Origin of the sequence: Acinetobacter sp. YH12145 (genome assembly GCF_013418335.1) — a bacterium.
Lineage (GTDB): Bacteria > Pseudomonadota > Gammaproteobacteria > Pseudomonadales > Moraxellaceae > Acinetobacter > Acinetobacter amyesii.
Genome location: NZ_VPCE01000003.1, coordinates 252,549 through 278,164 on the forward strand (window position 1 = coordinate 252,549; position 25,616 = coordinate 278,164).

Sequence of the window (25,616 nt, forward strand, 5' to 3'; positions counted from 1 at the left end):
TATATTTTGAGCAGAATATACTCGATAATTGTTTAAATAATAAGTCCTGAAATGACAAAAAAGAGGCAAAATTGCCCCTTTCGTCGGTTTTATGGAAAGCTTAGAGGTGTGTAAAAATTTCTTCAGCATTCAGACGTGATTTAGGTAATTTCGCATTGAAATCATTTTCGCTACGATAGCCTAAAGTCATCAGTACAGAAGGAATCAAGTTTTGTTCAACTAAGCCCAATTCTTCAGTGATGATCGCTTCGTCAAATCCACCAATCGGTGTTGCATCCACACCTTCAATGCCTGCTGCCAAAAGCATTTGACCTAAAGCAATAAATGTTTGGTTTTCAGCCCAACGTTGAATATCACCTTTTTCATTACGATAATAATCGACATAACCTGTACGGCTGTCTTTTTGACCTTGTTTGGCTTTGTCATCTTTAAAGCGACCACTACGATCATCCTGATTTAAAAGATTATCTAAATGCTCTGTAGTGATGTCTGCTTTAGTACAGAATAAAATCGTATGTGATGAATCTAAAACTTTTGGGGCATTGTAGGCATATTTTCCTACTAAGGCTTTGGCAATGCGTTGTTTGGCTGCATCATGATCTGCAATAAAAAAATGCCAAGGCTGAATATTAATGGAAGATGGTGTTAAACGGAGTATTTGTAATAAACGCTCAAATTGTTCCTGTGGAATTTTTTTAGCAGGATCATATGCTTTCGTGGTATAGCGTTGTTTTGATACGTTTAACAGATCCATCGAATATCTCCAGATATAGTTTGCTGTAGTTTAGCGGATAAATGGCCAAATGGTCTAAGGAGAAAATTTTCCAAAGATAGATCTTAGTCGTATATGCTGTACTCATTGGCTAAAAATTAACAGATTTAAGCTGTATGAAGTGCGAATTAGAGTTATATAAAATCATAAGATAGATAAATGCTATTGGTAGTTTTTGCCAAAAGGCGTTTAATCAATTGTAGTTAATCATAGTTTAAGCATGAGACAGCAGCGATGGATTACACCAATCATTTCAAGAAAAAATTAAAAACCGAACAGCAGATTGGTTTGTGGGTCGGTTTAGCCGATGCTTATGGTACTGAAATAGCTGCAAATGCAGGTTATGACTGGTTGCTAATTGATGGCGAGCATGCGCCAAGTGACTTGCGGACGACATTGTCGCAACTGCAAAGTATTGCAGCATATCCTTCGCAGGCTGTGGTTCGACCTCCAATTGGTAGTGTGCAACTGATTAAACAATTGTTGGATATCGGTGCGCAAACCTTGCTCATCCCTATGATCGAAACTGTTGAACAAGCTCAACTTATGGTTAAGGCAGTACGTTATCCACCCGAGGGTATTAGAGGCGTTGGTGCAGCATTAGCACGTGCAACACGTTGGAACAGTATTCCTGACTATTATGCAAATGCACATGAAAATATCTGTTTACTGATTCAGATTGAGTCAATTGAAGGGATTAAAAACTTAGATGAAATACTGAAAATTGATGGCATCGATGGGGTGTTTATTGGTGCAGTAGATTTGTCGGCGACGATGGGTTATCAAGGGAATCCGAATCATCCTGAAGTACAAAAAACCGTGATTGATGCGATTCAGCGCATACGTAAGGCGGGTAAAGCTGCAGGTATTTTGTCGACACAACATGATGTGACTCAGAAATATATCGAGTTAGGCACAGAATTTGTTGCCGTGGGTGTCGATACCAGTGTGCTCATGAATTCGTTACGTGAACTTTTATCGAAATACAAAAATGATACCCCAGTTACGAAAACAGAAGGTGGTTACTAAGCGATACAGCCTTCGTTATATTATTCACTGTATGGGTAATTAATTTACTCGATGGTTAAAATTTTAATTCAATAATTTTAGCAAAAGTAGTAGCTTAGAGTATATGTAAACTCTACTTTTGCTAATCAAAGCGCAATATTGTATACTTCTGCTTAACTCGAAGCGGGTAATGTTCCTGCTTATCTTTTTTATTTAGCTGATTGTGATTTATCTGTATTCAAGCTTCTGACTTGAATCTTATCTTTGTAACTACAGAATTATTATTCCAAACCCGATTGATTAATCTCTTTGTTCTGTCACAAAAAGCTCACATGTTGAGTAAATCTTTTGAATATTTTAAATACTTGGCAAACTGCCAAAGCTGTAAATGGCGATGAAATTAATGTGAAATTGGTGCCTTTGAAACGTCAACAAAATACCAATGCTGGTTTAATTTGGGTGGATGTTGGGCAAATGATTGAATTAGAAACAGGCGAGACATTTAACCTGAATCTAGATGGTAAAAGCTTCTATACTGGCCCAAACCAGCTATATCGCTTAGCCTGAAAGCAAAAAACAGCAGATCATCTGCTGTTTTTTTTTGCCTAAAAAAAGCGGCTTAAGCTATTTCACCGTGTTGATTGATGTTCGCAACTTGAGCGTGGTTTTTATATCGGTATTGCGCCGCACGGTGGTTGTCGGGCAATTTCGCGCCTTGGCCGAAGAGTTTTTCACGCAAGGTTCCGTCAGCATATTCTGTTTGATATACACCACGACGTTGTAATTCTGGTACCACGTATTCCACAATATCTTCAAAACTCTTATGCGCCAATATGTAGGCTAAGTTAAAGCCATCGATACCAGTGTACTCAATCCACTCCTGTAAACGGTCTGCCACGGTTGCTGGAGAGCCGACAATAACAGGTCCGTTACCGCCGACACTGGTCCATTTTGCAATTTCCTCAATCGTCCAAATTTTATCAGGATCTGCCTCTACATAAGATTGCAGCATGGATTGAATGGCATCGGTTTGAATGTATTCCACTTGATCTGTTGGTTTAAACTGAGAAAAGTCGACACCTGACCAGCCAGAAGCCAGGGTCAAGCCGCCGTCATAGCTGCCATATTGCTGATATTCACGGAACTTAGCTTGGGCTTTTTCATCGGTCTCATCAACCACTATGGCCAGCATGGTATAGATCAGGACAGAATGGGGATCTTTGCCTTCTTTTACTAAATTATGCCGAATACCATTGGCCAGTTTTTTTACTGCAATTTGAGTCGGTGCCGAGATGAAAACACATTCTGCATTTTGACTGGCAAACTGCTGTCCGCGTGCGGATGCGCCAGCTTGATATAAAACCGGTGTACGCTGGGGTGAAGGTTCGCAAATATGAATGCCAGGAACAGTAAAGTATTTTCCTTCATGTTGAATTGGATGCACTTTGCGGTGATCAGCAAAGATACCATTTTGTTTATCGCGCAGCACGGCATCATCTTCCCAAGAGCCTTCCCAAAGTTTATAGAGGACTTCTAAGTATTCATCTGCAATGTCATAGCGGTTGTCATGACTGACTTGGGTTTTTAGGCCTAAATTTTTAGAGCCGCTTTCTAGATATGAAGTCACAATATTCCATCCGGCACGGCCTTTCGTCAGGTGATCTAAAGTACTCATACGCCTTGCGAAAGGATAGGGGTGCTCAAATGAAATTGAAGTCGTGACACCAAAGCCTAAATGTTTGGTGACGGCTGCCATTGCGGGAACAATTTGCAAAGGATCATTCACTGGCACTTGCACTGCGCCAGTCAGCGCATGTTCAGCAGAACCATGATAGACATCATAGATACCCAAAACATCTGCTATAAAGACACCATCAAATTTTCCGCGTTCTAAAATTTTAGCTAAGTCGGTCCAATATTCTAGGTCTTTGTATTCTGTAGAACGGTCTAATGGATGACGCCATAGACCGGGTGACTGATGTGCAATACAGTTCATTTCAAAGGCATTGAAGCGAATATTTTTAGACATGATTTTTTACTGGGTTATTTAATCTCTTGCATAAGAGGGTATATAAAAATACAGCTGCATTTATTAATAAAAAGTCAAAAACAAATCTGAATAAATGCTAATCATAATTTTTGAATACTTCATATATTCATATGGATAAGCAGATATTTTTTTTGTTTGGTACGGCTTATAAAGATTTTGTTTGACAATTAAAAATGTAAATTCCATGTCATGAAAACTGATTTGTTTTGATGATAATTCTATAAATAATCAAAATAAAAAGTGCTAGCTTATTTGAATAATATCTAAACTGAGAATTTTAATAATGACTTCAAAAATTGAAATTAAACTAAAAGAGGCGCAAAACATTCCGCGCGATTTCTATCAATCTAACGGTTTAGCGCATATTATTCGATCTGATCAAGAAGCTATCGAGGTTGCTGAACAATTAGCAGTGGAATTTACAAAAGAATCAGCTAAACGCGATCATGAACGCCGCTTACCTTTACAGGAAGTACAGCAATATTCAGCATCAGGTTTGTGGGGCATTACTGTACCGCGTCAATTTGGTGGTGCAGAAGTGAGTTATAAAACCCTTGCAGAAGTGGTCAAAATTATTTCTAGTGCAGACTCATCCCTAGGACAAATTGCTCAAAACCATTGGGCCTTTGTCGAGCATATTCGTTTGGATGCATATCCATCACAGCAAGAGTTTTTCTTTGATCAAGTCTTACAAGGTAAACGCTTTGGCAATGCATTTTCAGAAAAAGGTTCCAAAACAGTTGCAGAATTAACAACAGCCATTGAGTTTAAAGATGATTATGCGCTCATTAATGGTCAAAAATTCTTTGCAACAGGCGCTTTGCTTGCACATTGGATACCTGTGGTTGCAGTGAATGATGGAAAGCCTTATGCGGCCTTAGTACCCCAGCATACGCCTGGTTTAACCATTATTAATGACTGGAGTGGTTTTGGACAAAGAACGACAGTCAGCGGTTCTGTACTGTTAGACAATGTCAAAGTGGATTTAAATCACATTGTATCCATTCATCAAGCTTTTGAACGTCCAACGGCTGCGGGCGCTATTTCTCAATTCATTCAATCTGCTGTCGATGCTGGTATTGCGCGCGGTGCGATTAATGAAACGATTCAATATGTGCGCCAACATGCACGTCCTTGGATTGATTCAGGCTTAGAAACGGCGGTGCAAGATCCGTATACGATTGCCAACATCGGCGAGTTGAAAATTAAACTCCGAGCTGCAGAGGCAGTGTTGGCTTTGGCGGGTGAAGCGATAGACCGAGCCGTAGAGAACCCAACAGAAGAAACGGTGTCAGAGGCAACACTACTGACAGCAGAATCTAAGGTCCTGACGACTGAAATTGCGTTACTTGCGGCGAATAAACTATTTGAACTCTCAGGCACACGATCAACGTTGTCTGAGCTGAATTTAGACCGTCATTGGCGTAATGCGCGCACGCATACTTTGCACGATCCCGTACGTTGGAAGCTGAATATTGTAGGCAACTACTATTTAAATGATGTACCACCGCCGCGCCATGCTTGGAGTTAAGAGGAGAAGATTATGACGATTCAAAATAATAAACAGCCCTTATCTTTAGGGGCTGACTATGATCAAGTGGCCGCTAAGTTCCGTCCGATTTTTCAGAGAATTGCAGAAGGCGCTTTGGCGCGGGAACAAAATAGGAAACTGCCGTATGATGCAATTTCATGGTTAAAACAAGCTGGATTTGGTGCGGTCCGTGTACCCGTGGCTTTTGGCGGTGACGGGGTTTCACAAAAACAGTTGTTTCAGTTGTTAATTGAATTGGCTAAGGCCGATTCTAATGTTGTACAGGCATTAAGAGGTCATTTTGCTTTTGTAGAAGACCGTTTAAATGCGCAAAAAACACAAGATCAAACGGTTTGGTTTAAACGCTTTCTGCAAGGCGATTTGGTCGGTAATGCTTGGACAGAAATCGGAAAAGTTGAAATTGGAAATGTTGTTACCCGAGTTACTGAAAATGCGCAAGGTCAGCTAAGGGTCAATGGTCAAAAATACTATTCTACCGGAACAATCTTTGCAGATTGGATCGATCTTTTCGCTTTAGATGAAACAACGAATCAACATGTTATAGCCGCAATTTCAACACATGACGCTGGCATACAAGTATACGATGACTGGGATGGCTTTGGCCAAAAAACCACAGGCAGCGGCACACTGAATATTCAAGATGTCAGCATTGATCGTGATCATATTTTGCCGTTCGATCAGCGCTTTAAATATCAAACGGCGTTCTATCAGGTCGTGCATTTGGCAACGCTGGCAGGTATAGCACAAAATGCTGTGGACGTTTTCAGTAATGAAGTCCGTGAACGCACACGTATTTACAGCCATGGTAATGCTGATTTAGTTCGAGATGATGCACAAATTTTACAAGTGATTGGTAAGGCGTCGGCACAGTCTTATGCAGCTCAAGCAATTACACTTCGTGCAGCAGAAGCTTTGGATGTCGCATATTTAAGTCATTTTCAGTCTGATACCCAGTTGGATCAGCAAGCGAATGACCGTGCGGAGCTTGAATCCTCTAAAGGGCAAGTGGTCATATCAGAGTTGGTACTAAATTTGAGTAGTGAATTGTTTAATGCCTTGGGCGCTTCAGCAAGCTCGACAACTAAACAGTTAGACCGCTTTTGGCGTAATGCTCGTGTAGTGTCATCGCATAATCCACTTATTTATAAACAGAAAGTCATTGGTGATTGGGAGATTAATCAAACGCCGCTACCATATGTATGGCAAATTGGTAATAGTCCAGCAGTTAAGCAACCTGTCATTGCTGCTTAATTAATATCTGAAGATGTTCACTGTGGATGAAAGTAGTCCATAGTGAATTCCTTGTGAAATTATTTTTAAGTTTAAACTTTGTTTTTTTAAGATTTTAAATGACGTTAATCTGCTATATGTAGGATGCAGTTCAATTGATAATCTGTTGAGATAGTCTGGTAAAAGGCTATGTCTTGATATATGGATGTGTTGTTTTAACCAAATTTGACGACAGGATTAACTAAAGTCTAAGGGTTAGTAAGACCATTTTTTTAATTTTAAATCACTCACAGATGGGTTTTCACCAACCTCTAATATTTGAGCTTGTTCTGCGCGCCAGTCCCCTAAAACGATACGTAGTTTGCCATGCACATCATGTATTTGGGGCCGGTGGGTATGTCCATGAATCAGTAGATCGGCATGCTCTAAAGCTTTTTCTACAGCTTCAGCATTTACATCCATGATTTCATAAGATTTAACTTGCTTAGTTTCTGTACTTTTTTTGCGGAATCCATTGGCTATTTTTTGTCGAATGCTAAGCGGTAAGCTTTTTAAGAAACCTAAAAGCAAAGGATTACGAATCACTTTACGAAACTTTTGGTAAGACACATCATCGGTGCAAAGTAAATCTCCATGTTCAAGGCGAATTTTATAGTTGCTAATGTGGAGATAATCCACGTCTTGTAATAATTGACCGTGAAATTTATCTAAAAACTTTTGACCCAATGCAAAGTCACGATTACCTACTTGGAAATAAATTTGATTTCCCAAAGAAGTAAAATCTTTTAGCGCTGCAATGATTTCATCTAACCATGGGGCAGTAAAGTCATCACCAATCCAAGCATTAAACCAATCACCTAAAATATACAGCTGGGTATTTTGAGTTTTGTATTGTTCTAACAAAGCTAAAAACCCCCGAACGAGTCGAGGGTGTTCAGGTGACAAATGTAAATCAGCGATAAACAGATAGGTCACGAATCTTTTCCTTATTCTAAAAATCCCTCCCAGCCTCCCTTTGGAAAAGGGAGGAGTTCCGACATTTATTTCATATTGAAACTCCCTCCTTTATTAAAGGGACTTGCGCAGCAATGCTACTCAGGGAGAATTTAAAAATTATTCAGAAATGATTTTAGCTGATTCGATTACAACGTTCTCTAGAGGAACGTCTGCGTGGTAGCCACGGTTACCAGTACGAACGCTTTTGATTGCGTCAACAACGTCAAGACCTTCAACTACTTTACCAAATACTGCATAGCCCCAACCTTGCGCTGTTTTACCAGTGTGGTTAAGGAAGGAGTTGTTTTTAACGTTAATGAAGAATTGAGCTGAAGCAGAATGAGGTGCTTGAGTACGTGCCATAGCGATCGTACCAACATCATTGCTTAAACCGTTGTCAGCTTCGTTTTCAATAGAATCACGAGTTGTTTTTTCTTTGAAGTTTTCATCCATGCCGCCGCCTTGGATCATGAAACCATCAATAACACGGTGGAAAATCACGCCGTCATAGAAACCATCGCGAACATACTGTAAGAAGTTTTCAGCAGTTTTAGGTGCTTTTTCAGTGTTAAGCTCAAGAACAATACGACCTTTATTGGTGTTTAATTCGACTTGAGGAAAACTCATTGTGTAATCTCCTGTACATGGACATGAAAGCCATGGGTTTTTTGGTTGTGAGAAGCATAAGCAAACTGTAAACTACAAGGCAAGTAAAAACGTTACTTTCTTTGTTAAAAATAAAGAAAAGCGTTTTAATTATCCTAATTTTATCTTTATAGAAGTGATTTTATTACCATGAAGCCAAACGATGTTGTTTCATCCCTGCCTAACAATCCGACAACCAAGAACAATGCCCCTGTCGAAGCTGCGCAGCAGGAACAACAGCCAGGCTTAGATTTTGTACGTCAAGTCATTACAGATGATTTATCTGCAGGTCGTACCGAACAAGTTGTAACACGTTTTCCACCAGAGCCAAATGGCTACCTACATATTGGTCATGTAAAAGCTATTTGCCTAAACTTTGGTATTGCTCAAGAATTCGCAGGTCTATGTAACCTCCGTTTTGACGATACAAACCCGGATGCCGAAGAGCAAGAGTATGTAGACGGTATTGCCAATGACGTGAAATGGCTAGGTTTTGAGTGGAACGGCGAGCCACGTTATGCATCAAGCTATTTTGATCAGCTTTACACTTGGGCAGTGCAATTGATTGAACAAGGTGATGCTTATGTGGATTTGCAGAGCCCTGAAGAAATCAAACTAAACCGCGGTAATTTTGTGGAGCCGGGTAAAAATTCGCCGCAACGTGATGCTAGCGTAGAAGAAAACTTAGCGCGTTTTGAACAAATGCGTAATGGTGAGTTGGGAGAAGGTCAGGCAGTACTACGTGCCAAAATTGATATGACTTCACCTAACATCCATATGCGTGATCCTATTTTGTATCGTATTTTGCATTCTGAACATCACCAAACTGGTGATAAATGGAAAATGTACCCAATGTACGACTATGCGCATCCATTATCAGATGCCATTGAAGGGGTTACGCATTCACTGTGTACACTAGAGTTTGTTGATCACCGTCCATTCTATGACTGGGTTGTCGAGAAAGTTAAATCACCATCTGTACCACATCAGTATGAATCAAGCCGCCTAAATGTAGATTACACCATTACCTCTAAACGTAAATTACGTAAATTGGTTGAAGGTGGATTTGTGAATGGTTGGGATGACCCGCGTATGCCTACCGTTGTGGGTATGCGCCGTCGCGGCTTTACCCCAGAAGGTCTGCGTGACTTCTGTAAACGTGTAGGTGTAACTAAAGTCGATGGCAGTATCGTAGATGTTGCAATGCTTGAATACTGCATCCGTCAGTCTTTAGAAAATACTGCTTCGCGTGGTATGGCAGTGTTGAATCCACTCAAAGTGACTTTAACTAACTTGCCTGAAGCAATGGATTTGGTGCATGCACGTCATCCAAATGTAGACATGGGTGACCGTATCATTCCGTTGACTCAAGACATTTACATTGATCGTAAAGACTTTGAAGAAGTTGCGCCTAAAGGCTTTAAACGTCTTATTCCGGGCGGTGAAGTGCGTTTACGTCATGCGTATGTGATTAAGTGTGATGAAGTGATTAAAGACGAGAACGGTGAAGTGGTTGAATTGAAATGTTCAATCGACCCTGAAACTTTAGGTAAAAACCCTGAAGGCCGTAAAGTGAAAGGTGTTGTACATTGGGTTTCTGCAAGCAAGGGTATTGCTGCGGAAGTTCGTATCTACGACCGTTTATTCACTGAATCAGACCCTGAAGTGGGTGATGACTTCCTTGCAAACTTAAATCCAGAATCACTTAAAGTGGTTCAAGCGGTCATTGAGCCTGCATTGGCAGAAGCAAAACCTGAAGATCGTTTCCAATTTGAACGTGAAGGTTACTTTGTTGCAGATCAGTTTGATCATACAGCTGAAAAACCAGTGTTTAACCGCATCTTAGATTTGAAAGACAGTTTTAAACCGGGTAAATAAAATCTTAGTTTTTAAAGGGATTCATCTTTGAATCCCCAATAGGTTAAGATCAAGTAGGTTAAGATTAAGCTCAACTTCGGTTGGGCTTTTTTCATGCTTGAGATGGTTCATTAAGGCAGTACAGAGGGGAAATAAGTGATCATTCGAAATAAAAATAATAGCTTTAAACTTTTATTTGCATGGCATGGCACGATACTCCCAAAAGTCATGCCTGCGTTGGCTGTCGTCGTGAGTTTGTCGGCGATTTTGGTGTATCTAAGCGCTGCACACTACCTGAATACGCCTGAAGTTCCAGCCATCGGATTTACCATCTTTGGGGTAATTCTGTCGATTTTTTTGAGCTTTCGAAATACTGCCTGTTATGACCGTTGGTGGGAAGGTCGCAAGCTTTGGGGCACATTGATTGCCAATACACGCCACATGATTCGGGATAGTCATGTACTTGAAGATGAGCAAAGAACCGTGTTGATGTACCGCATCATGCTGTTTTGCAATTTGTTACGTGATCGCTTACGCTATGAATCACAAGATATTGCACATTTTAAAGACGGCGTAGCTTTGACGGATCAGCAATGGCAGCAATGCCGAGACAATATCAATGCACCACAGTATTTACTTGAAATTATTCAAAAAGATTTAGTCAAAACCTATAAACAAGGTCAGATTACAGACATTATTTACAGCACGCTTACACGTCATACCGTAGCGATGGGTGATATCCATGCAGGCTGTGACCGTATCATGACCACGCCATTACCATTTTCCTATTCGGTGCTTTTACATCGTGCAGTGTATTCATTTTGTCTGATTTTGCCATTTAGCCTAGAGGCCAGTTTAGGGATATGGACACCTGTCATTGTGGCTTTGATTGCATATTTATTTTTAGGTTTGGATGCGTTAAGTGCAGAACTGGAAGAGCCTTTTGGCTTGCAGGAAAATGATTTACCGCTGGACTCGATTGTACGAAACATTGAGCGTGAAATGTATAGCAGCTTAGAAGTTGAACTTCCGCCGTTGATTAAGACTTTTAACAGTAATTTAAGATAAATTCTTGGCCTAATTTTCAGATAAATTCGGCGATACGTACCAAGCATATTGATGCTGAAAATAATCGTCCAAGTGTCGCATAAAAGCCTGTACTTTAGGCGGAACAAAATGTCGATGCGGAATTACCACATAGATTGCAGTACTTTTAACAGGGATCTTGGGTAGAACTTGGATGAGCTGGCCAGATTGTAAATCTTCATCCACATGCCAGATGGAGTGGTTTGAGATGCCTAAACCTGCAAGTGCTGCTTGGCGTACGCCTTCACCTGAGTTGATATGAACTTGTCCTGAAACAGGTATATTTATGTTGTGTTGATCTTGGACGAATGTCCAAAGCTGCGAAACACCCTTAGGGTATTTCTGTAAAATGCATTGGTGTATAGAGAGCTCTTCTAGGGAGTGAGGTTCGCCATGTTGTTCGATATAGCTAGGCGAGGCACACAAAATACGACGGTTTAAGCTGAGCGGTTTAGCAATCAGTGATGAGTCTTCTAACTGTCCAATACGTATCGCAACGTCGATACCTGCGGAGACCAAATCTAAATTTTGATCGGTCTGTTCAATATCCAAAGTCAATGTTGGATGCAACTTGGCAAAGGCTGCAAATACTGGCCCTAAAATACGATTTCCAAAAACTTCTGAACATGTGATTTTTAATACGCCGCTGAGTTGTTGTGGTTCAGGCTGAAATTGGCTCAGGAGAGAATTAAATTGTTCGAATAAGGGAAAACCTTGCTGCAATAAAACAGCACCTTCCTGTGTTAAATGTAGCTGCCGTGTAGTGCGATGAAATAAGCGCAGCCCTAAACTTTGTTCGAGTCTGTGTAGACGGCTACTAGCGACAGAAACAGAGAGATTGGCCTCTTTAGCGGCTTGACTGATTGAACCCAGTGTCGCCATTCGTGTGAATAACTCGAAATCTTCAGTTAGCATTATCAATATAATCAAGAAAGTCTTTCTTGATATTCAGGGTTTTTCTGATAAATATCTGTGCATATTCTGTGTATAAATCAAACACAGGAAATATCTATGAACTATCACAATCTAGGGCAATCTGGCTTACAAGTTTCAGAGTTCGGCTTTGGTGCAGGTACTTTTGGCGGGCAAGGCCCAATTTTCTCTGCATGGGGGCAAGCGAGCTTAAATGAAGCTCAGCGCATGATTGATCTCTGTATTGATCAAGGCGTGAATTATTTCGATACCGCAGATGCTTATTCAAATGGTGCCTCTGAGCAGATGCTCGGTGCATTACTTCAATCAAAACGCCAAGAGGTGATTATTTCCAGCAAAGTGGGTATTCGATTGAATGATGGAATCAATCAAGGTGGATATTCTAGAAACTATTTAATACAAGCCGTGGAGGCGAGTTTAAAACGGTTAAGCACAGATTATATTGATGTGCTGCAGCTGCATCAGTTTGATAGCACGACGCCACTTGAGCAGCTGATGCGCAGTTTAGATGACTTGGTACGTAGTGGAAAAGTTCGCTATATCGGTGCATCGAATTTTTCAGGCTGGCAGCTTATGAAAGCACAGTCGATTGCCCAACAGCATGGCTATGAAAAGCTAAGTGTGCATCAAGTCTATTATTCTTTGATTGGACGTGACTATGAATGGGAGTTGATGCCTGCGCAGCATGATCAACAGATTGGTGCAGTGGTTTGGAGTCCGCTGGGCTGGGGGAGATTAACAGGAAAATTTGATCGTGAGCATGCGATTCCAAAGCAAAGTCGGCTGCATGAAACAGCACAATTCGCACCGCCAGTTCGACATGAAAAGTTATTTGCAGTGTTAGATGTAATGCAAGAAATTGCCATGGAAACAGGGCACTCTATCCCGCAGATTGCATTGAATTGGCTGAAAACCAGACCGACTGTGTCTAGTATTTTGATAGGCGCACGCAATGAACAGCAACTGTTGGATAACCTTGCGGCGAAGGAATGGTCATTAAGCGTAGAGCAGTTAGCCCGATTAGACGCAGTCAGTGCAGTGTATCCACCTTATCCATATTATCCCTATTGGAATGGGCAATTTACAGAGAAGAATCCCACGCTAGTGACATCAGCCTTTATTTCAGAACATACAGCAGAATAGGGCAATAACAATTCAGTGGTAGGCAATGATCAGTTCTCTGTGCTATCACTGAATAAAATTAAAATATGAAGGAATGCTGATGAGTGTCGTGATTGAAACCCAGATGTTAATTCGTAAGTCCATCAATATCGTATTTAATGCTTTTGTTGATCCTTTAATTACACAGCATTTTTGGTTTAGTGCATCGAGTGGCTATTTAGAAGAAGGTAAAACCGTGCAATGGACTTGGCAAAAATATAATGCAGTCGCCAATGTAGACGTACTGAATATTAAGGAAAACCAATTAATTCAAATACAGTGGGGAGAACCAAAAACTCAGGTCGATTTTATTTTTGAGCAAATTAGCCCGATGGAAACCTATGTCCGCATCAAAAATTCAAAGATTCCTCTGCAAGGTCAGGCATTGATTGATTTTATTATTGATAGTACAGGGGGTTTTACAACGGTTTTGGATGCAGCCAAAATTTATTTAGAACATGGCCTGCAAAGCAAATTGGTTGAAGATAAATTTCCACCTTTTAGCAATGCGAACTTTTAGTAATGTGAAGCGTTACCAAGATTAAGTATTACATCTGATACGCGGTAAGCAAAATCTTGTGTATTGGCACAGGATCTCGAAGCAATGTGCTGATGTATTGAAATTTGATAAAGCCACAGTTCAACGATGCTGTAGTGGATTAACGATTTTTATGTTCTTCACGCTTTAAATAGGTATAAACCGGCATCTGCATTTTGGCTTTTTCGCGCAGTTTCTTTTTAATATAGAACACCAGTGCAAAGCAAGTGGTGGTCACGGTTAGCATCATACTGCTCATAAAGCTCATCAGAGAACTGACATAACCAATCGTGGTGAGTCGGTTCATCATACGGAATACTTGTGGACTACTTTCAACACCAGTAATGGCCCATGTGCATAAGTGTTCACAGTTATTAATAATCAGATGATAGTTGTTTTCATGCATACGTGAGCGCATGCGACGCACCACTTTACGACCTTTAAATTTTGGATTGCTATATGACTGAACGATAATTTTTTTGCCGTGGCTGAATTTTTCGATAGAAGTCATTTCAATCGGATGTTTTTTGAAAAGGTGTGCAAAACCAGAGTAGTGAATGACTCTACCGCGGCCGGCATATATGCCATGATGGCTATAACCGAAGTGTTTAACAATCAGATGTGTTCCAAGAGGAAAACCATCTTTCTGCACGTGCATGAATTTACCAGTCCTACTTTAAATCCGAATTATTTTTAAAGATTAGTCTACTTTTAATCTGTGAATTAATCGACTATTTTAGCGATGATTTAGCTAAAATTTGTTCGATTTTTAACGTGCACTATGGATAGGGTCATGCTTGGTCTTCAATCAACCTCAATGTTTAAAAAAATGCGCTTTATGATGCTGCTCGGTCTGATTTTCTCACCGAGTATTTCCTATGCCAATATTCAAGCGAAACGTGTCAGTCAGCCCATTGCCGTGGATGTGGTTGAAATTTCGGATCTGAGTCAACTAAAGCTCTATTTATATGATGCAGAGCAGCAGCCATATCGATACTTACAGCGTTTAAAGCAGTCATTAGCGCGTAAATGTAATACGATGAACTTCGCAATGAATGCAGGGATGTATCATGCAGATTTAGCGCCTGTTGGTCTTTACGTTGAAAATGGGCTGCAGAAAAAAGCCTTGAATCGTGCAACACGAGGCTTTGGTAATTTTTTAATTCAGCCGAATGGTGTTCTGGCATGGAACGCCAAGAGCGCGGTGATTTTAACCACGCAAAAATATGCTTCCACAAATTTTAATGCACGATATGCTACGCAGTCAGGTCCAATGCTGGTGGTAGATGGAAAAATCAATTCAAACTTTATCCCACAGTCAGATTCATTGAAAATCCGCAATGGTGTGGGGATCAAAAACGGCAAGTTGTATTTTGTGATCAGTCGTGAAGGCGTGTCATTTTATGCATTTGCACAATATTTTATGCAGCAATTATCGATTAACAATGCCTTGTATTTAGATGGATCTGTGTCTAGTGCAGAAATCCAAGCATTGAATAGACATGATTCAAGTTTGAAACCTTTAGGGCCAATTGTAGCGTATACAACAGCATCTCAATGCAAACAATAAAAGCCCGAATGGTCAGGCTTCATGTATACAGTCTTTAGATTGATAGCAACTATTGTTTATTTGCCAACTAAACCTAAAAAGGTACTTTGGGTTTGGCACATTTGAATGGCTTGTTCTTTAGATTGTTTTTTAATACTTTCTTCAAACTGTTTTTTCTGTTCTTTGATTTGCTCTTCGTTTAAGCCCATTTGTTTCGATAAGGCTTCGAGTTTGTCCCAAGATTCTTCGCATTCTTTGGGAATTTGGCTACAAGCACTTAGACTAAGTATGCAGCAGGCGATTAGGCAAATTGTTAATTTATTCATGTTTATTCCTTTAGTGTTTATATCAATCCAGTTTAGTGGTTATCTGCCTCTAGTTTAGTGCAATATTAGGTTTTATTGTCGTGTGTTTAAAAATTAGACATTGTTGATTTGCCTTGGAGCATAGCATAAAAGCTGTAAATAGCGATGTGGCCAATCCACAAAACCTGATCTGTAAATAAGCGGCATACTTTTGATTAGACTAAAAAATGAAAAAGGCACTCTGTAAAACAGAATGCCTTGTTTGAACATTGAATGTTCAGACTCTACTGTAGAGGTAGATGTTGGATTTCATTTAATTCCTTACGGCTATAACCGCGCGAAGCGAGTACTTTTTTGATACCGAGGATAACATCTTCATCCGTTGCCTTTGTAAGAGCAGCAATAAGCTGTTCATTGGTTTTACAAGAGCAATCATTTTCAACACAGGCAATTTGATTCTTATGCCCGTTTTGCTGTTCTTTAGCGAACAACTTATGCCAAAAACTCATAGAGCCTTCATTTGCGACCTAACATAGGACGAAATATAACCAATCCAATAAATAAAGCAAGACTACTAAAGTGATATTTTAGCCAGTTGAATGATCATTTTTTCGATTGGACTTTTAGAATCTTTACCTAATTGATATAGAAAGGCTTCACTTGCACTGCATGTGGCGAGAAAATAAAGCTTTTTTAATATATAAAAAAGGAGCTTTTAGAAAGCTCCTTTTATGACAGCAACATGACTTGAAATAATTTGTTTAAATCTTCTCAAGAAACACGCCAGACTCTACATGGTGTGTGTAAGGGAACTGATCAAACAAGGCAAATTTGCTGATTTTATGCGTTTGTGAAAGCAGTTTGAGATTGTCATGCAAAGTATCTGGGTTGCATGAAATATAGATAATGCGTTCAAAACGTTGCAACAGTTTTAGTGTTTCATCATCGATACCTGCACGCGGTGGATCGACAAATACCGTATCGAAGTTATAGCTTGAAATTTCAATCTCAGCTTCTTCAAGGCGGCGGAATGTACGTTCAGCATTGTAGGCTTGGGTAAACTCTTCAGCTGAAAGACGAGCCACTTGGATATTATCAATACCATTTTGCTCAATATTCCACTGCGCGGCACAAACTGAAGACTTGGCTAATTCGGTTGCCAAAACGCGATTAAAGCGTGTTGAAAGAGGCAGCGTGAAATTACCATTACCACAGTAGAGCTCAAGTAAGTCTTTGTCTGAGTGATCCGCAACCTGACACGCCCATTCCAGCATTTTTTGACATACGCCGGCATTGGGCTGTGTGAAGCTACTTTCAATTTGTTTATACTGATATTTACGGTCAAATACTTGGAGTTCTTCAACCACATAGTCATCAGTTAAAATCACGCGCTGACCACGACTACGACCATAAATCTTGATATTGAGCTTTTCAGACAGCGCTTTGGCAGCAACTTCCCATTCAGCATTGAGCGGGCAGCGGTAAACCAATGAAACCAGCATTTCACCTTTCAGCGTTGCTAAGAAATGAACCTCAAATAATCGGCTAGATAAGATCTCTTGTGCCTTGAGTTCATTTAATAATACGGGCATTAAATCATTAATGCTTTTATCTGCAATCGGGAAATCTTTAATTTCGACAACTTGTTTTTCATTGTCTGCATTGCGTTCAAACATTGCATAGAACATATCATTTTCAGTATGCCAAATTCGGAATTCCGCTCGCATACGAAAGTTTTGTTCAGCAGAAGGAAAAACTTCTAAAGAGGGAGGGTTGTATTCTGAAAATTGAGCCGTAATGCGGGCAACTTTGGCATCAAGTTGTTGCTGATAAGTTGAAGTCATATGCAGTAAAAAATCGCAAACATATTAAAAAAAGTCATGTTAGCAAAATTCACCTTATAAGACTAAATTAATTCCACTTTTGGCTGTATTTATCTGTCGAGAAAATGAGTCTGAATGCGCTAAACAGAATATTTATCTAGGGGTAGTTAAAAAAACGCTCAATCTTTATGGAACATTCATAAAGATTGAGCTAAGTGAGGAACTGATTAGTTGGAGTTCAATTCAGTGTTTAATTCATTGTCATTAAGCTGGCATTACCACCGGCTGCCGCTGTATTGACACTGATTGCCCGTTCAATCACGAAACGTTCTACAGGGATGTCATATTGGCCTGAAGCTAAATGCGTAATGCCAATAATTGCACCTTCACGAGAAGCGATAACCTGTTGAATCTTTAATAACTCAGCTTGTTCACCATGGTGTAAAACCGCATCAAAATTGCCATGATAAATATCCGTGATCACTTTAAATTGGTCCACGAGGATTTTCGGCATGCTATTTAAGTGTTTTAACACAAAAGTATTGTCTGCAAGTACCACGGGTTGACTACCCACCGATAAAATCGCAGCAATTTGATTCAGTTGATCTGCATCATTATTAGCCAATGAAAGCACACCCTTACGTGCCAAAATGGCATATTGGTTGTTTTCACCGGTTGGTCCTTGCAGTTCAAAACTTTGTCCTGCAGCTATGGCCTGCGGTGTTTGAATAGCAATGCCTGAAAAATGTTGCTTCGCCCAAGTGTTAAAAGCCTCATATGCAGGGAAGTGTGCAGCTTGCGTTTCTGCCTGAGCAGCATAAGGTGTAGCCAATTTTTTCTCAGAAACTTGATGCATTAAACGGTAAAGATATAAAGGACCGCCAGCTTTTGGACCTGTACCTGATAAGCCTTCGCCGCCAAAGGGTTGTACACCAACCACAGCACCTACAATATTACGGTTAATGTACAGGTTGCCGACTTCTGCATGACCGATGACTTTTTGAATCGTGTCATCAATACGTGTATGCAAGCCCATGGTTAAACCATAACCTTTGGCATTAATTTGTGTTAATAGGTTTTCAATCTCACCATATTTGTAGGTGATTAAATGCAATACTGGCCCAAAAACTTCGCGTTCTAAATCATTTAAATTTGGCAGTTCAATCAAAGTTGGTGCAACGAAAGTTCCCGTACTTAAGGCATTGCCATCAGCATTAAACATGATTTGATGTACTGGATAGCCTTTGCTACGCATCTTCTCAATATGTTTTTCAATATTTTGCTGTGCTTCAAGGTCGATCACTGGGCCAATGTCAGTTGCTAAAAGTGCAGGATTTCCAACCCGAAGTTGCTTCATCGCACCTTGTAACATGGTACGGACAACGTCCACATTATCTTCTTGCACACAGAGAATACGTAGGGCAGAACAGCGTTGACCGGCACTATCATAAGCTGAGTTAACGACATCCAATACCACTTGTTCTGTCAATGCAGATGAGTCAACAATCATGGCATTCTGACCGCCAGTTTCAGCAATCAAAACCACGCTTTCGCCAAATTGGTTTAAGCGCTGTGCCACGGTTTTTTGCAAGATACGTGCGACTTCTGTTGAGCCAGTAAACATGATGCCTTGGACACGTGAGTCAGCACTGAGTTTGGCACCAATGGTTTCGCCACGCCCAGGAAGGAGTTGCAATACATCAAACGGAACACCTGCTTCCCATAAAATATGTACAGCTTGAGCAGCAATCAGCGGTGTTTGTTCAGCAGGCTTGGCAATCACGGTATTACCTGCAACCAAGGCTGCAGCAATTTGACCTGTGAAAATAGCAAGCGGGAAGTTCCATGGGCTAATGCACAGCACAGTGCCAAGAGGTTCAATTTGCGTATTTTCTGCTAGATCAATCATTTGAGCTGCATAATAACGTAGGAAATCTACAGCTTCACGGACTTCAGCAATAGCATTGGCATAAGTTTTACCACTTTCACGTGACAACAACACCATGAGAGATTGCAATTGTGCTTCCATCAAATCTGCCGCACGGTTTAAGCATGCTGCACGCTGGTCTTTGGCTAAAGTTTTCCATGAAGCTTGGGCATTTACCGCATTATTGAGAGCGATTTCCGCTTGTTCTAAACTGGCTTCACTGACACTGCCGACCACATCACTACGGTTTGCAGGGTTTGTAATGTTGATGGGTGCAGTGTGAATTTCATCTAAATTAGCGCCCATTGCACTAGCATGCCACTGGGTATGTGCATGCTGTACTGCCGTGGTATTGAGCTGAGATAAGTCGCGATCATTGGCTAAATCGAGTCCTTTTGAGTTGCGACGTTCAGTGCCATACAAATCTTGCGGAAATGGGATAGAAGGATGCTTAGCGCCAGTGATACCTTCTTTTTCAGCCGTCGCTAATATCGTCTGTCTTGGATTTTCAATTAAATCTTCAATTTTTAAATTTTTATCTGCAATACGGTTGACGAAAGAGGTATTCGCACCATTTTCCAGTAAACGTCGTACCAAATAGGCCAATAAGGTTTCATGGTTACCCACTGGTGCATAAATACGACAAGGCACACCCAGTTTGTTATCAGACTTCGAACCCACCACTTGTTCATAGAGGGGTTCACCCATGCCGTGAAGGCACTGAAATTCATACTGGCCTGGATAGTAAAGCTCTGGCTGTGCTAATTGGTAGATCGTAGCAACGGTTTGCGCATTGTGTGTTGCAAACTGAGGATAAATTTGCTCAGGCGCTGCCAAGAGCTTTTTAGCACATGCAATATAAGACAGGTCGGTATGAACTTTGCGCGTAAATACAGGATAGTCACTCATACCTTCAATTTGCGCTTTCTTAATTTCGCTGTCCCAGTATGCACCTTTTACTAAGCGGATCATTAAACGTTTTTGGCTACGCTTAGCGAGGTCAATAATATGGTCGACCACATAGAAACAGCGTTTTTGGTAGGCTTGAATCACAAATCCAATACCTTTCCAGTCTGCTAATTTAGGCTCGAAACACAGGCGCTCAAGTAGTTCCAAAGAAATTTCTAGGCGGTCAGTTTCTTCAGCATCGATGTTTAGACCAATATTGTAATGCTTGGCTAATACTGCAAGTTCAAGCACTTTGCCATAAAGTTCGTTATGCACACGGTCGATCTGTGAACGTTGATAGCGCGGGTGTAGGGCAGATAATTTGATCGAAATGCCTGCTCCGTTATAAACATCCTTACCTTCAGAAGCTTGACCAATCGCGTGGATCGCATCGGTATAGTCTTGATAATATCGTTCAGCATCAGGTTCAGTTAATGCTGCTTCACCTAACATGTCATATGAATAACGGAAGCCTTTGTCTTCTAATACTTCTGCATGTTTAAGCGCTTCATTGATGGTCTCGCCTGTGACAAACTGTTCGCCCATCATACGCATAGCCACGTCGACAGCTTTACGGATAATGCCACGACCACTGCGTGCTAAAATACCCGTCAATAGACTAGACAGACTTTTTTGTTGAGGGGTTTCCATCAGTTTACCCGTCAGCATTAAGCCCCAAGCAGCTGCATTTACGAACATGAGGCTACTTTGGCCAACATGATCTTTCCAGTTACCTTGGTTGATTTTATCTTTGATCAGTAAATCACGTGTTGCTTTGTCTGGAATACGGAGTAGAGCTTCAGCTAAACACATGAGCGCGATGCCTTCCTGAGAAGACAATGAAAACTCTTGTAGCAAGCCTTGTACAATGCCTGCTTTACCTGTACCGCTTTTACGTTCACGTAATGAATGGGCTAAGTCAAAAGCCAATTGTTGAATTTGATCGCTGATCGGGGAAGGGATTTCACTGTGTGCTAATAAGTTTTCAATGCACTCAGTTTCAGCACGACGCCATGCTGTATTAATCGATTGTTCAAAGCTATTCTTGTCTTTAAATTCAGTGATGTAGTCATCGCTTCCCGTGACTTCAAATACTTTTCCATTCATGTTTCAATTTTCCGTGTCAAAGTTCTATGACGAGCAAATAAATCTTGAGCTTGATCCTTTATTTAATTTATCATCACAGAATATTTAGCGAATAACTCACTATAGTTTTAATAATATTTAGAGAAAAATTCAGATGAGTAGCCAATATTTGAGCTTAGACCGTATAGATATTCGAATTTTAGAGCTGCTGCAACAAGATGGAAAATTGTCCAATATTAAGCTTGCAGAAATGGTGAATTTATCACCTACTGCGGCGTTGGCACGTGTGCAAAAATTATCGAAGGAAGGCTTTATTTTAGGCTATGAAGCACGTTTAAATCCGGTCTTACTCAACAATGGATTTGTGGTTTTTGTGGAGATTTTACTAGATAAAACCACGCCCAACGTATTGGAAGATTTTTCGGATGCAGTGCGTCAAATTCCAGAAATCGTAGAATGTCACATGATCAGCGGTGGTTTTGATTTTGTGGTGAAAATACGCTGCGCAAATATGGAAGAATTTAGAAAAATTTCAGGGCAGGTGCTTTGGCAATTACCTGGTATCAAGGAAACGCGTAGTTATCCTGTGATGGAAGTGATCAAAGAAAGTATGCAAATTAAGCTGAAACCTGCGGCTCGGCCGAAGTAGCTAATCATCAATAATTGAGTACTAAAAAGGGGCATTTAGCCCCTTTTTAGTGTCAAAAATTTTAGATTTCAGACATTTCTTTTTGATATTGCGCTTCGGCTTTTTCAAAGCGTTCAACCACATCCGCCTCTGGTGCTTTGCCCAATAAGCTCACGACAACGATACTGATCGCAGAGAAAATAAAGCCTGGAATGATTTCGTATAAACCAAGGTGGCCTAAGTAGTTTTTCCACACGATGACAGTCACAGCACCCACGATCATGCCAATGATTGCTCCGTTAAGCGTCATACGTTTCCACAGCAATGAAAGAATAATCAGTGGGCCAAATGCAGCACCGAAACCTGCCCATGCATAAGCCACTAAGCCTAAAACTTTACTTGCAGGGTTCATTGCAAAGGTGATTGCAAATACGGCAATTGCCAAAACCATCGCACGTCCAATCCAAACCAATTCTTTTTGCGATGCGTTTTTACGAATAAATCCTTTGTACAAATCTTCCGTCAAGGTTGTTGAACACACCAATAACTGACAGCTAAGTGTGCTCATCACCGCAGCTAAAATTGCGGCTAAAATAATCCCAGCAATCCACGGATTGAATAGAATTTTAGTCAACTCCATAAATACCGTTTCAGGGTTGGCATTAACGACACTTGCCAGTTCTGGGTGGACTTGGAAGTAAGCAATACCGATATAACCCACTGCTACAGCACCGCCTAGACACAGGATCATCCATGTCATACCAATGCGTCGTGCATTCGGAATGGATTTAACAGAATCGGCTGCCATAAAGCGAACCAAAATATGCGGCTGACCAAAATAGCCTAAGCCCCATGCCATGCTGGATAAAATCGCAACTGTACTTAAACCTTCAAATAAATTAGAAGCTTGTGGGCGAGCTGTTTCCAAAACAGCAGCAAGATTTTGACTGTTATCACCTAAAGCAAGGTAGGCGATGATCGGTGTGATCAGCAGTGCAAAGATCATCAGACCCGCTTGGAAAGTATCGGTCCAACTGATCGCTAAGAATCCACCAATACAGACATAGCTGATGGTTGCAATTGCACCAATCCACAGTGCTGTTGTGTAGTTCCAACCGAATAAACTTTCGAAAAGTCGTGCGCCAGCCACCATGCCAGAAGCACAGTAAATCGCAAAGAACACTAAAATCACTACAGCTGAAATGATACGTAAAATCTTTTTACGGTCTGCAAAACGGCTCGTGAAATAATCGGGCAGGGTCAGGGCATTATTTTGATATTCGGTATGAACACGCAAGCGTCCGGCAACGATCAGCCAGTTCAACCAAGCACCGATAATTAAGCCGATTGCAATCCAAGCTTCGGAAAGACCAGATAGATAAATTGCACCAGGGAGACCCATGAGTAGCCAACCACTCATGTCGGATGCACCTGCTGAAAGTGCAGTCACAACACTTCCTAAACTTCGTCCACCTAAAATGTATTCGTCAAAGTTATGCGTAGCTTTGTAGGCATACAAACCAATGGCAAGCATTGCAAGAATATAAAAAATAAAGGTGACTAATGTCGGGTTTAAATGGCTCATAGGCGGTTCATCCTTAATGAAAGCAAATCATCTCTGTCCTAGATGAAAATTTGTACTTCTGTCGTAAGTCGCAGATTCAAGCACGATTTAAAAATTACACTCTGTAACCTTTAAGCATATTTTATGTATGTTTTGCGTAAATGATATTTTTTCTTATTACAAATCGAATTTTTTATTGTGCTGCTGAAATGTTGTACAGAAGGGAATTTAAATTTTGAAATGTAAATCTACTTAAGACTTTTCATCACAAAAAGAGAACTAATGAAATTAGGTAAAAATTACACAATGTTACATGGTGAACAAGAAATGTGCATTTGAAATATTTGGTTGCAAATGTGCATCACATCATCTGTAGTGAGATGATTTGAACAGGTCGAATATGAGGTATGCACAGTCTTGGTGCGTAATTAGAGGGAATGCGCAGTGACAACGGTTCAAATGGAAAAAACGAGAATAGAGCATGATTTATTGGGGGATAAAGCAGTCCCGCAGTCATGTTATTACGGTATACATACATTGCGTGCCATCGAAAACTTTCAAATATCAAAGCAGCATGTCGGACAAAATTTAAACTTTTTACGCGCTATTGCTCAGGTAAAAAAAGCGTCAGCAGAAACCAATTATCAATTTAACTTAATACAAGATGATATTCGCCAAGCGATTCAGCAGGCGTGTGATGCATTGATTGATCATCCTGAACAATGGGCAGATTCATTTCCAATTGATATTTATCAAGGTGGAGCAGGCACTTCTATTAACATGAATGCCAATGAAGTCATTGCCAATATTGCCCTTGAGTCGCTCGGAGATGCGAAAGGCAGTTATCAACGGATTCATCCCAACGACCATGTTAATAAGTCACAATCCACCAATGATGTCTATCCAACAGCGCTGCGTCTAGCAACATTTAGCGCTTTTGATGCTTTATTTGTTGTTTTAAATCAGCTAATTGGAAGCTTACATATTAAAGCCGATGAGTTTAAACATGTCATCAAAATGGGGCGTACACAGTTACAAGATGCTGTTCCGATGACTTTGGGGCAAGAGTTCCGAGCATTTGCAACATTATTAAAAGAAGATTTGAAGTTGATTGAGCAAAATCGACAGCTTCTATTGGAAATTAATTTAGGTGCGACGGCAATTGGCACTGGCGTGAATTCTCCTGCGGGTTATGCAGCGAAGGCCGTTGAAAATCTAGCTCATTTGACCGGTCTAAAATTGCAAGGTGCAGAAGACTATGTCGAAGCAACCAGCGATTGTGGCGTATTTATTTTATTATCAAGTTGCTTAAAACGTTTAGCTGTCAAACTTTCTAAAATCTGTAATGACTTACGTCTTTTAAGTTCGGGGCCACGAACAGGTTTAGCGGAAATTCGTTTACCTGAGTTACAAGCAGGTTCGTCCATTATGCCTGCAAAGGTCAATCCTGTGATCCCTGAAGTGGTCAACCAAATTGCATTTCGAGTGATGGGCAATGATTTAACCATAACTTTAGCCGCAGAAGCAGGGCAATTACAATTAAATGTCATGGAGCCGGTCATTGCATTGTCCATGAATGAATCGATTGAGCTTTTGGTGAATGCCGTAAAAACATTAGATAGCAAATGTATCCAAGGAATTCAGGCAAATGAGCAAGCATGTTTTGATGCTGTGATGCGTAGTGTAGGAATCGTGACCTTACTCGATCCATATTTAGGTCATGCAAAATGTGATGAAATCGGTAAGCAATGTATTGCCGAAAATAAAACCATTCGCCAAGTGGTTTTAGAGCAAGAGCTGTTAACTGTAAGTCAATTGGATGAAATTTTCTCGATTGAAAATTTAGTTTCTGAAGTGACACCATTTAGTATGCCACTCGCTCAAGTGAGTTAAATGCTTATTTAAGACTTTTAAATAGCCCCCATGATGAGTAAATGACGAAGGTTAATCCTTCGTTT

At 40.5% G+C, this 25,616-nt stretch carries 22 protein-coding genes; 11 read left to right on the plus strand and 11 right to left on the minus strand.

Features of this window, described 5'->3' with window-relative positions; genetic code table 11:
- Positions 1–100 precede the first annotated feature (100 nt).
- A complete protein-coding gene (nfsB, locus tag FTU80_RS04060; RefSeq protein ID WP_180084316.1) occupies positions 101–754 on the minus strand; it encodes an oxygen-insensitive NAD(P)H nitroreductase in 654 nt (217 codons plus the stop codon).
- A gap of 252 nt (positions 755–1,006) precedes the next feature.
- Here nfsB and hpaI point away from each other — a divergent pair, with 252 nt between their 5' ends.
- Both hpaI and FTU80_RS04070 read left to right on the plus strand, forming a co-directional pair.
- Complete coding sequence (hpaI, locus tag FTU80_RS04065) at positions 1,007–1,801, plus strand: 4-hydroxy-2-oxoheptanedioate aldolase (RefSeq protein WP_180084317.1); 795 nt, start codon at positions 1,007–1,009, stop codon at positions 1,799–1,801.
- Positions 1,802–2,128: 327 nt separating this feature from the next.
- Complete coding sequence (locus FTU80_RS04070; RefSeq protein WP_111883736.1) at positions 2,129–2,347, plus strand: transposase; 219 nt, start codon at positions 2,129–2,131, stop codon at positions 2,345–2,347.
- Positions 2,348–2,399: 52 nt separating this feature from the next.
- On the opposite strand, the gene FTU80_RS04075 is transcribed toward FTU80_RS04070, so the two are convergent.
- Complete coding sequence (locus FTU80_RS04075) at positions 2,400–3,809, minus strand: LLM class flavin-dependent oxidoreductase (RefSeq protein ID WP_180084318.1); 1,410 nt, start codon at positions 3,807–3,809, stop codon at positions 2,400–2,402.
- 304 nt (positions 3,810–4,113) lie between these two features.
- Here FTU80_RS04075 and FTU80_RS04080 point away from each other — a divergent pair, with 304 nt between their 5' ends.
- Together FTU80_RS04080 and FTU80_RS04085 are read left to right on the plus strand one after the other, a co-directional pair.
- Positions 4,114–5,361, plus strand: a complete 1,248-nt coding sequence (locus tag FTU80_RS04080) for an SfnB family sulfur acquisition oxidoreductase (protein WP_180084319.1) — start codon at positions 4,114–4,116, stop codon at positions 5,359–5,361.
- A gap of 12 nt (positions 5,362–5,373) precedes the next feature.
- Positions 5,374–6,633, plus strand: coding sequence for a monooxygenase (locus FTU80_RS04085; RefSeq protein WP_180084320.1), 1,260 nt, complete (start codon positions 5,374–5,376; stop codon positions 6,631–6,633).
- Between the two features lie 234 nt (positions 6,634–6,867).
- Here the strand turns inward: FTU80_RS04085 and FTU80_RS04090 are convergent, their stop codons facing one another.
- On the minus strand, positions 6,868–7,587 hold the full coding sequence (locus FTU80_RS04090) for a UDP-2,3-diacylglucosamine diphosphatase (RefSeq protein WP_180084321.1): 720 nt from the start codon (positions 7,585–7,587) through the stop codon (positions 6,868–6,870).
- Between the two features lie 138 nt (positions 7,588–7,725).
- Positions 7,726–8,235: a peptidylprolyl isomerase gene (locus tag FTU80_RS04095; RefSeq protein ID WP_078193500.1), complete on the minus strand. Its 510-nt coding sequence runs from the start codon at positions 8,233–8,235 to the stop codon at positions 7,726–7,728.
- Between the two features lie 168 nt (positions 8,236–8,403).
- Here FTU80_RS04095 and FTU80_RS04100 point away from each other — a divergent pair, with 168 nt between their 5' ends.
- On the plus strand, positions 8,404–10,131 hold the full coding sequence (locus tag FTU80_RS04100; protein WP_078193499.1) for a glutamine--tRNA ligase/YqeY domain fusion protein: 1,728 nt from the start codon (positions 8,404–8,406) through the stop codon (positions 10,129–10,131).
- Between the two features lie 135 nt (positions 10,132–10,266).
- Entirely contained in the window at positions 10,267–11,178 is a 912-nt protein-coding gene (locus tag FTU80_RS04105) for a bestrophin family protein (protein WP_180084322.1), read from the plus strand.
- A gap of 9 nt (positions 11,179–11,187) precedes the next feature.
- Here FTU80_RS04105 and FTU80_RS04110 read toward each other — a convergent pair whose 3' ends face one another.
- Positions 11,188–12,111 carry a LysR family transcriptional regulator gene (locus FTU80_RS04110; protein ID WP_180084323.1) on the minus strand — a complete coding sequence of 308 codons (924 nt, stop codon included), beginning with the start codon at positions 12,109–12,111 and terminating at the stop codon, positions 11,188–11,190.
- 96 nt (positions 12,112–12,207) lie between these two features.
- On the opposite strand from FTU80_RS04110, the gene FTU80_RS04115 reads away from it, so the two are divergent.
- The gene (locus FTU80_RS04115; protein WP_180084324.1) at positions 12,208–13,272 is read left to right on the plus strand and encodes an aldo/keto reductase; all 1,065 of its coding nucleotides are present in this window, start codon (positions 12,208–12,210) and stop codon (positions 13,270–13,272) included.
- A gap of 79 nt (positions 13,273–13,351) precedes the next feature.
- A complete protein-coding gene (locus FTU80_RS04120; RefSeq protein ID WP_373685170.1) occupies positions 13,352–13,810 on the plus strand; it encodes an SRPBCC domain-containing protein in 459 nt (152 codons plus the stop codon).
- A gap of 139 nt (positions 13,811–13,949) precedes the next feature.
- Here the strand turns inward: FTU80_RS04120 and FTU80_RS04125 are convergent, their stop codons facing one another.
- Positions 13,950–14,486, minus strand: a complete 537-nt coding sequence (locus FTU80_RS04125; protein WP_078193494.1) for a lecithin retinol acyltransferase family protein — start codon at positions 14,484–14,486, stop codon at positions 13,950–13,952.
- Positions 14,487–14,621: 135 nt separating this feature from the next.
- On the opposite strand from FTU80_RS04125, the gene FTU80_RS04130 reads away from it, so the two are divergent.
- Positions 14,622–15,398 (plus strand): phosphodiester glycosidase family protein, encoded by a 777-nt coding sequence (locus FTU80_RS04130; protein WP_257221425.1) that lies wholly within the window; start codon positions 14,622–14,624, stop codon positions 15,396–15,398.
- A gap of 56 nt (positions 15,399–15,454) precedes the next feature.
- On the opposite strand, the gene FTU80_RS04135 is transcribed toward FTU80_RS04130, so the two are convergent.
- The 4 genes from FTU80_RS04135 to putA all read right to left on the minus strand — a co-directional run bounded on the left by FTU80_RS04135 (position 15,455) and on the right by putA (position 21,487).
- Positions 15,455–15,703 carry a hypothetical protein gene (locus tag FTU80_RS04135; protein WP_111883726.1) on the minus strand — a complete coding sequence of 83 codons (249 nt, stop codon included), beginning with the start codon at positions 15,701–15,703 and terminating at the stop codon, positions 15,455–15,457.
- A gap of 263 nt (positions 15,704–15,966) precedes the next feature.
- Complete coding sequence (locus FTU80_RS04140) at positions 15,967–16,191, minus strand: hypothetical protein (protein ID WP_078188679.1); 225 nt, start codon at positions 16,189–16,191, stop codon at positions 15,967–15,969.
- 252 nt (positions 16,192–16,443) lie between these two features.
- Complete coding sequence (trmA, locus tag FTU80_RS04145) at positions 16,444–17,526, minus strand: tRNA (uridine(54)-C5)-methyltransferase TrmA (protein ID WP_180084326.1); 1,083 nt, start codon at positions 17,524–17,526, stop codon at positions 16,444–16,446.
- A gap of 229 nt (positions 17,527–17,755) precedes the next feature.
- Positions 17,756–21,487, minus strand: a complete 3,732-nt coding sequence (putA, locus tag FTU80_RS04150) for a trifunctional transcriptional regulator/proline dehydrogenase/L-glutamate gamma-semialdehyde dehydrogenase (protein WP_180084327.1) — start codon at positions 21,485–21,487, stop codon at positions 17,756–17,758.
- Positions 21,488–21,620: 133 nt separating this feature from the next.
- Between putA and FTU80_RS04155 the strand changes: the two genes are divergently transcribed.
- Complete coding sequence (locus tag FTU80_RS04155; protein WP_180034812.1) at positions 21,621–22,115, plus strand: Lrp/AsnC ligand binding domain-containing protein; 495 nt, start codon at positions 21,621–21,623, stop codon at positions 22,113–22,115.
- A 61-nt stretch (positions 22,116–22,176) separates the two neighbouring features.
- Here the strand turns inward: FTU80_RS04155 and putP are convergent, their stop codons facing one another.
- Positions 22,177–23,679, minus strand: coding sequence for a sodium/proline symporter PutP (putP, locus tag FTU80_RS04160; RefSeq protein WP_180078440.1), 1,503 nt, complete (start codon positions 23,677–23,679; stop codon positions 22,177–22,179).
- 423 nt (positions 23,680–24,102) lie between these two features.
- Here putP and aspA point away from each other — a divergent pair, with 423 nt between their 5' ends.
- Positions 24,103–25,551, plus strand: coding sequence for an aspartate ammonia-lyase (gene aspA / locus FTU80_RS04165; RefSeq protein WP_180084328.1), 1,449 nt, complete (start codon positions 24,103–24,105; stop codon positions 25,549–25,551).
- The last annotated feature ends 65 nt before the right edge of the window (positions 25,552–25,616 follow it).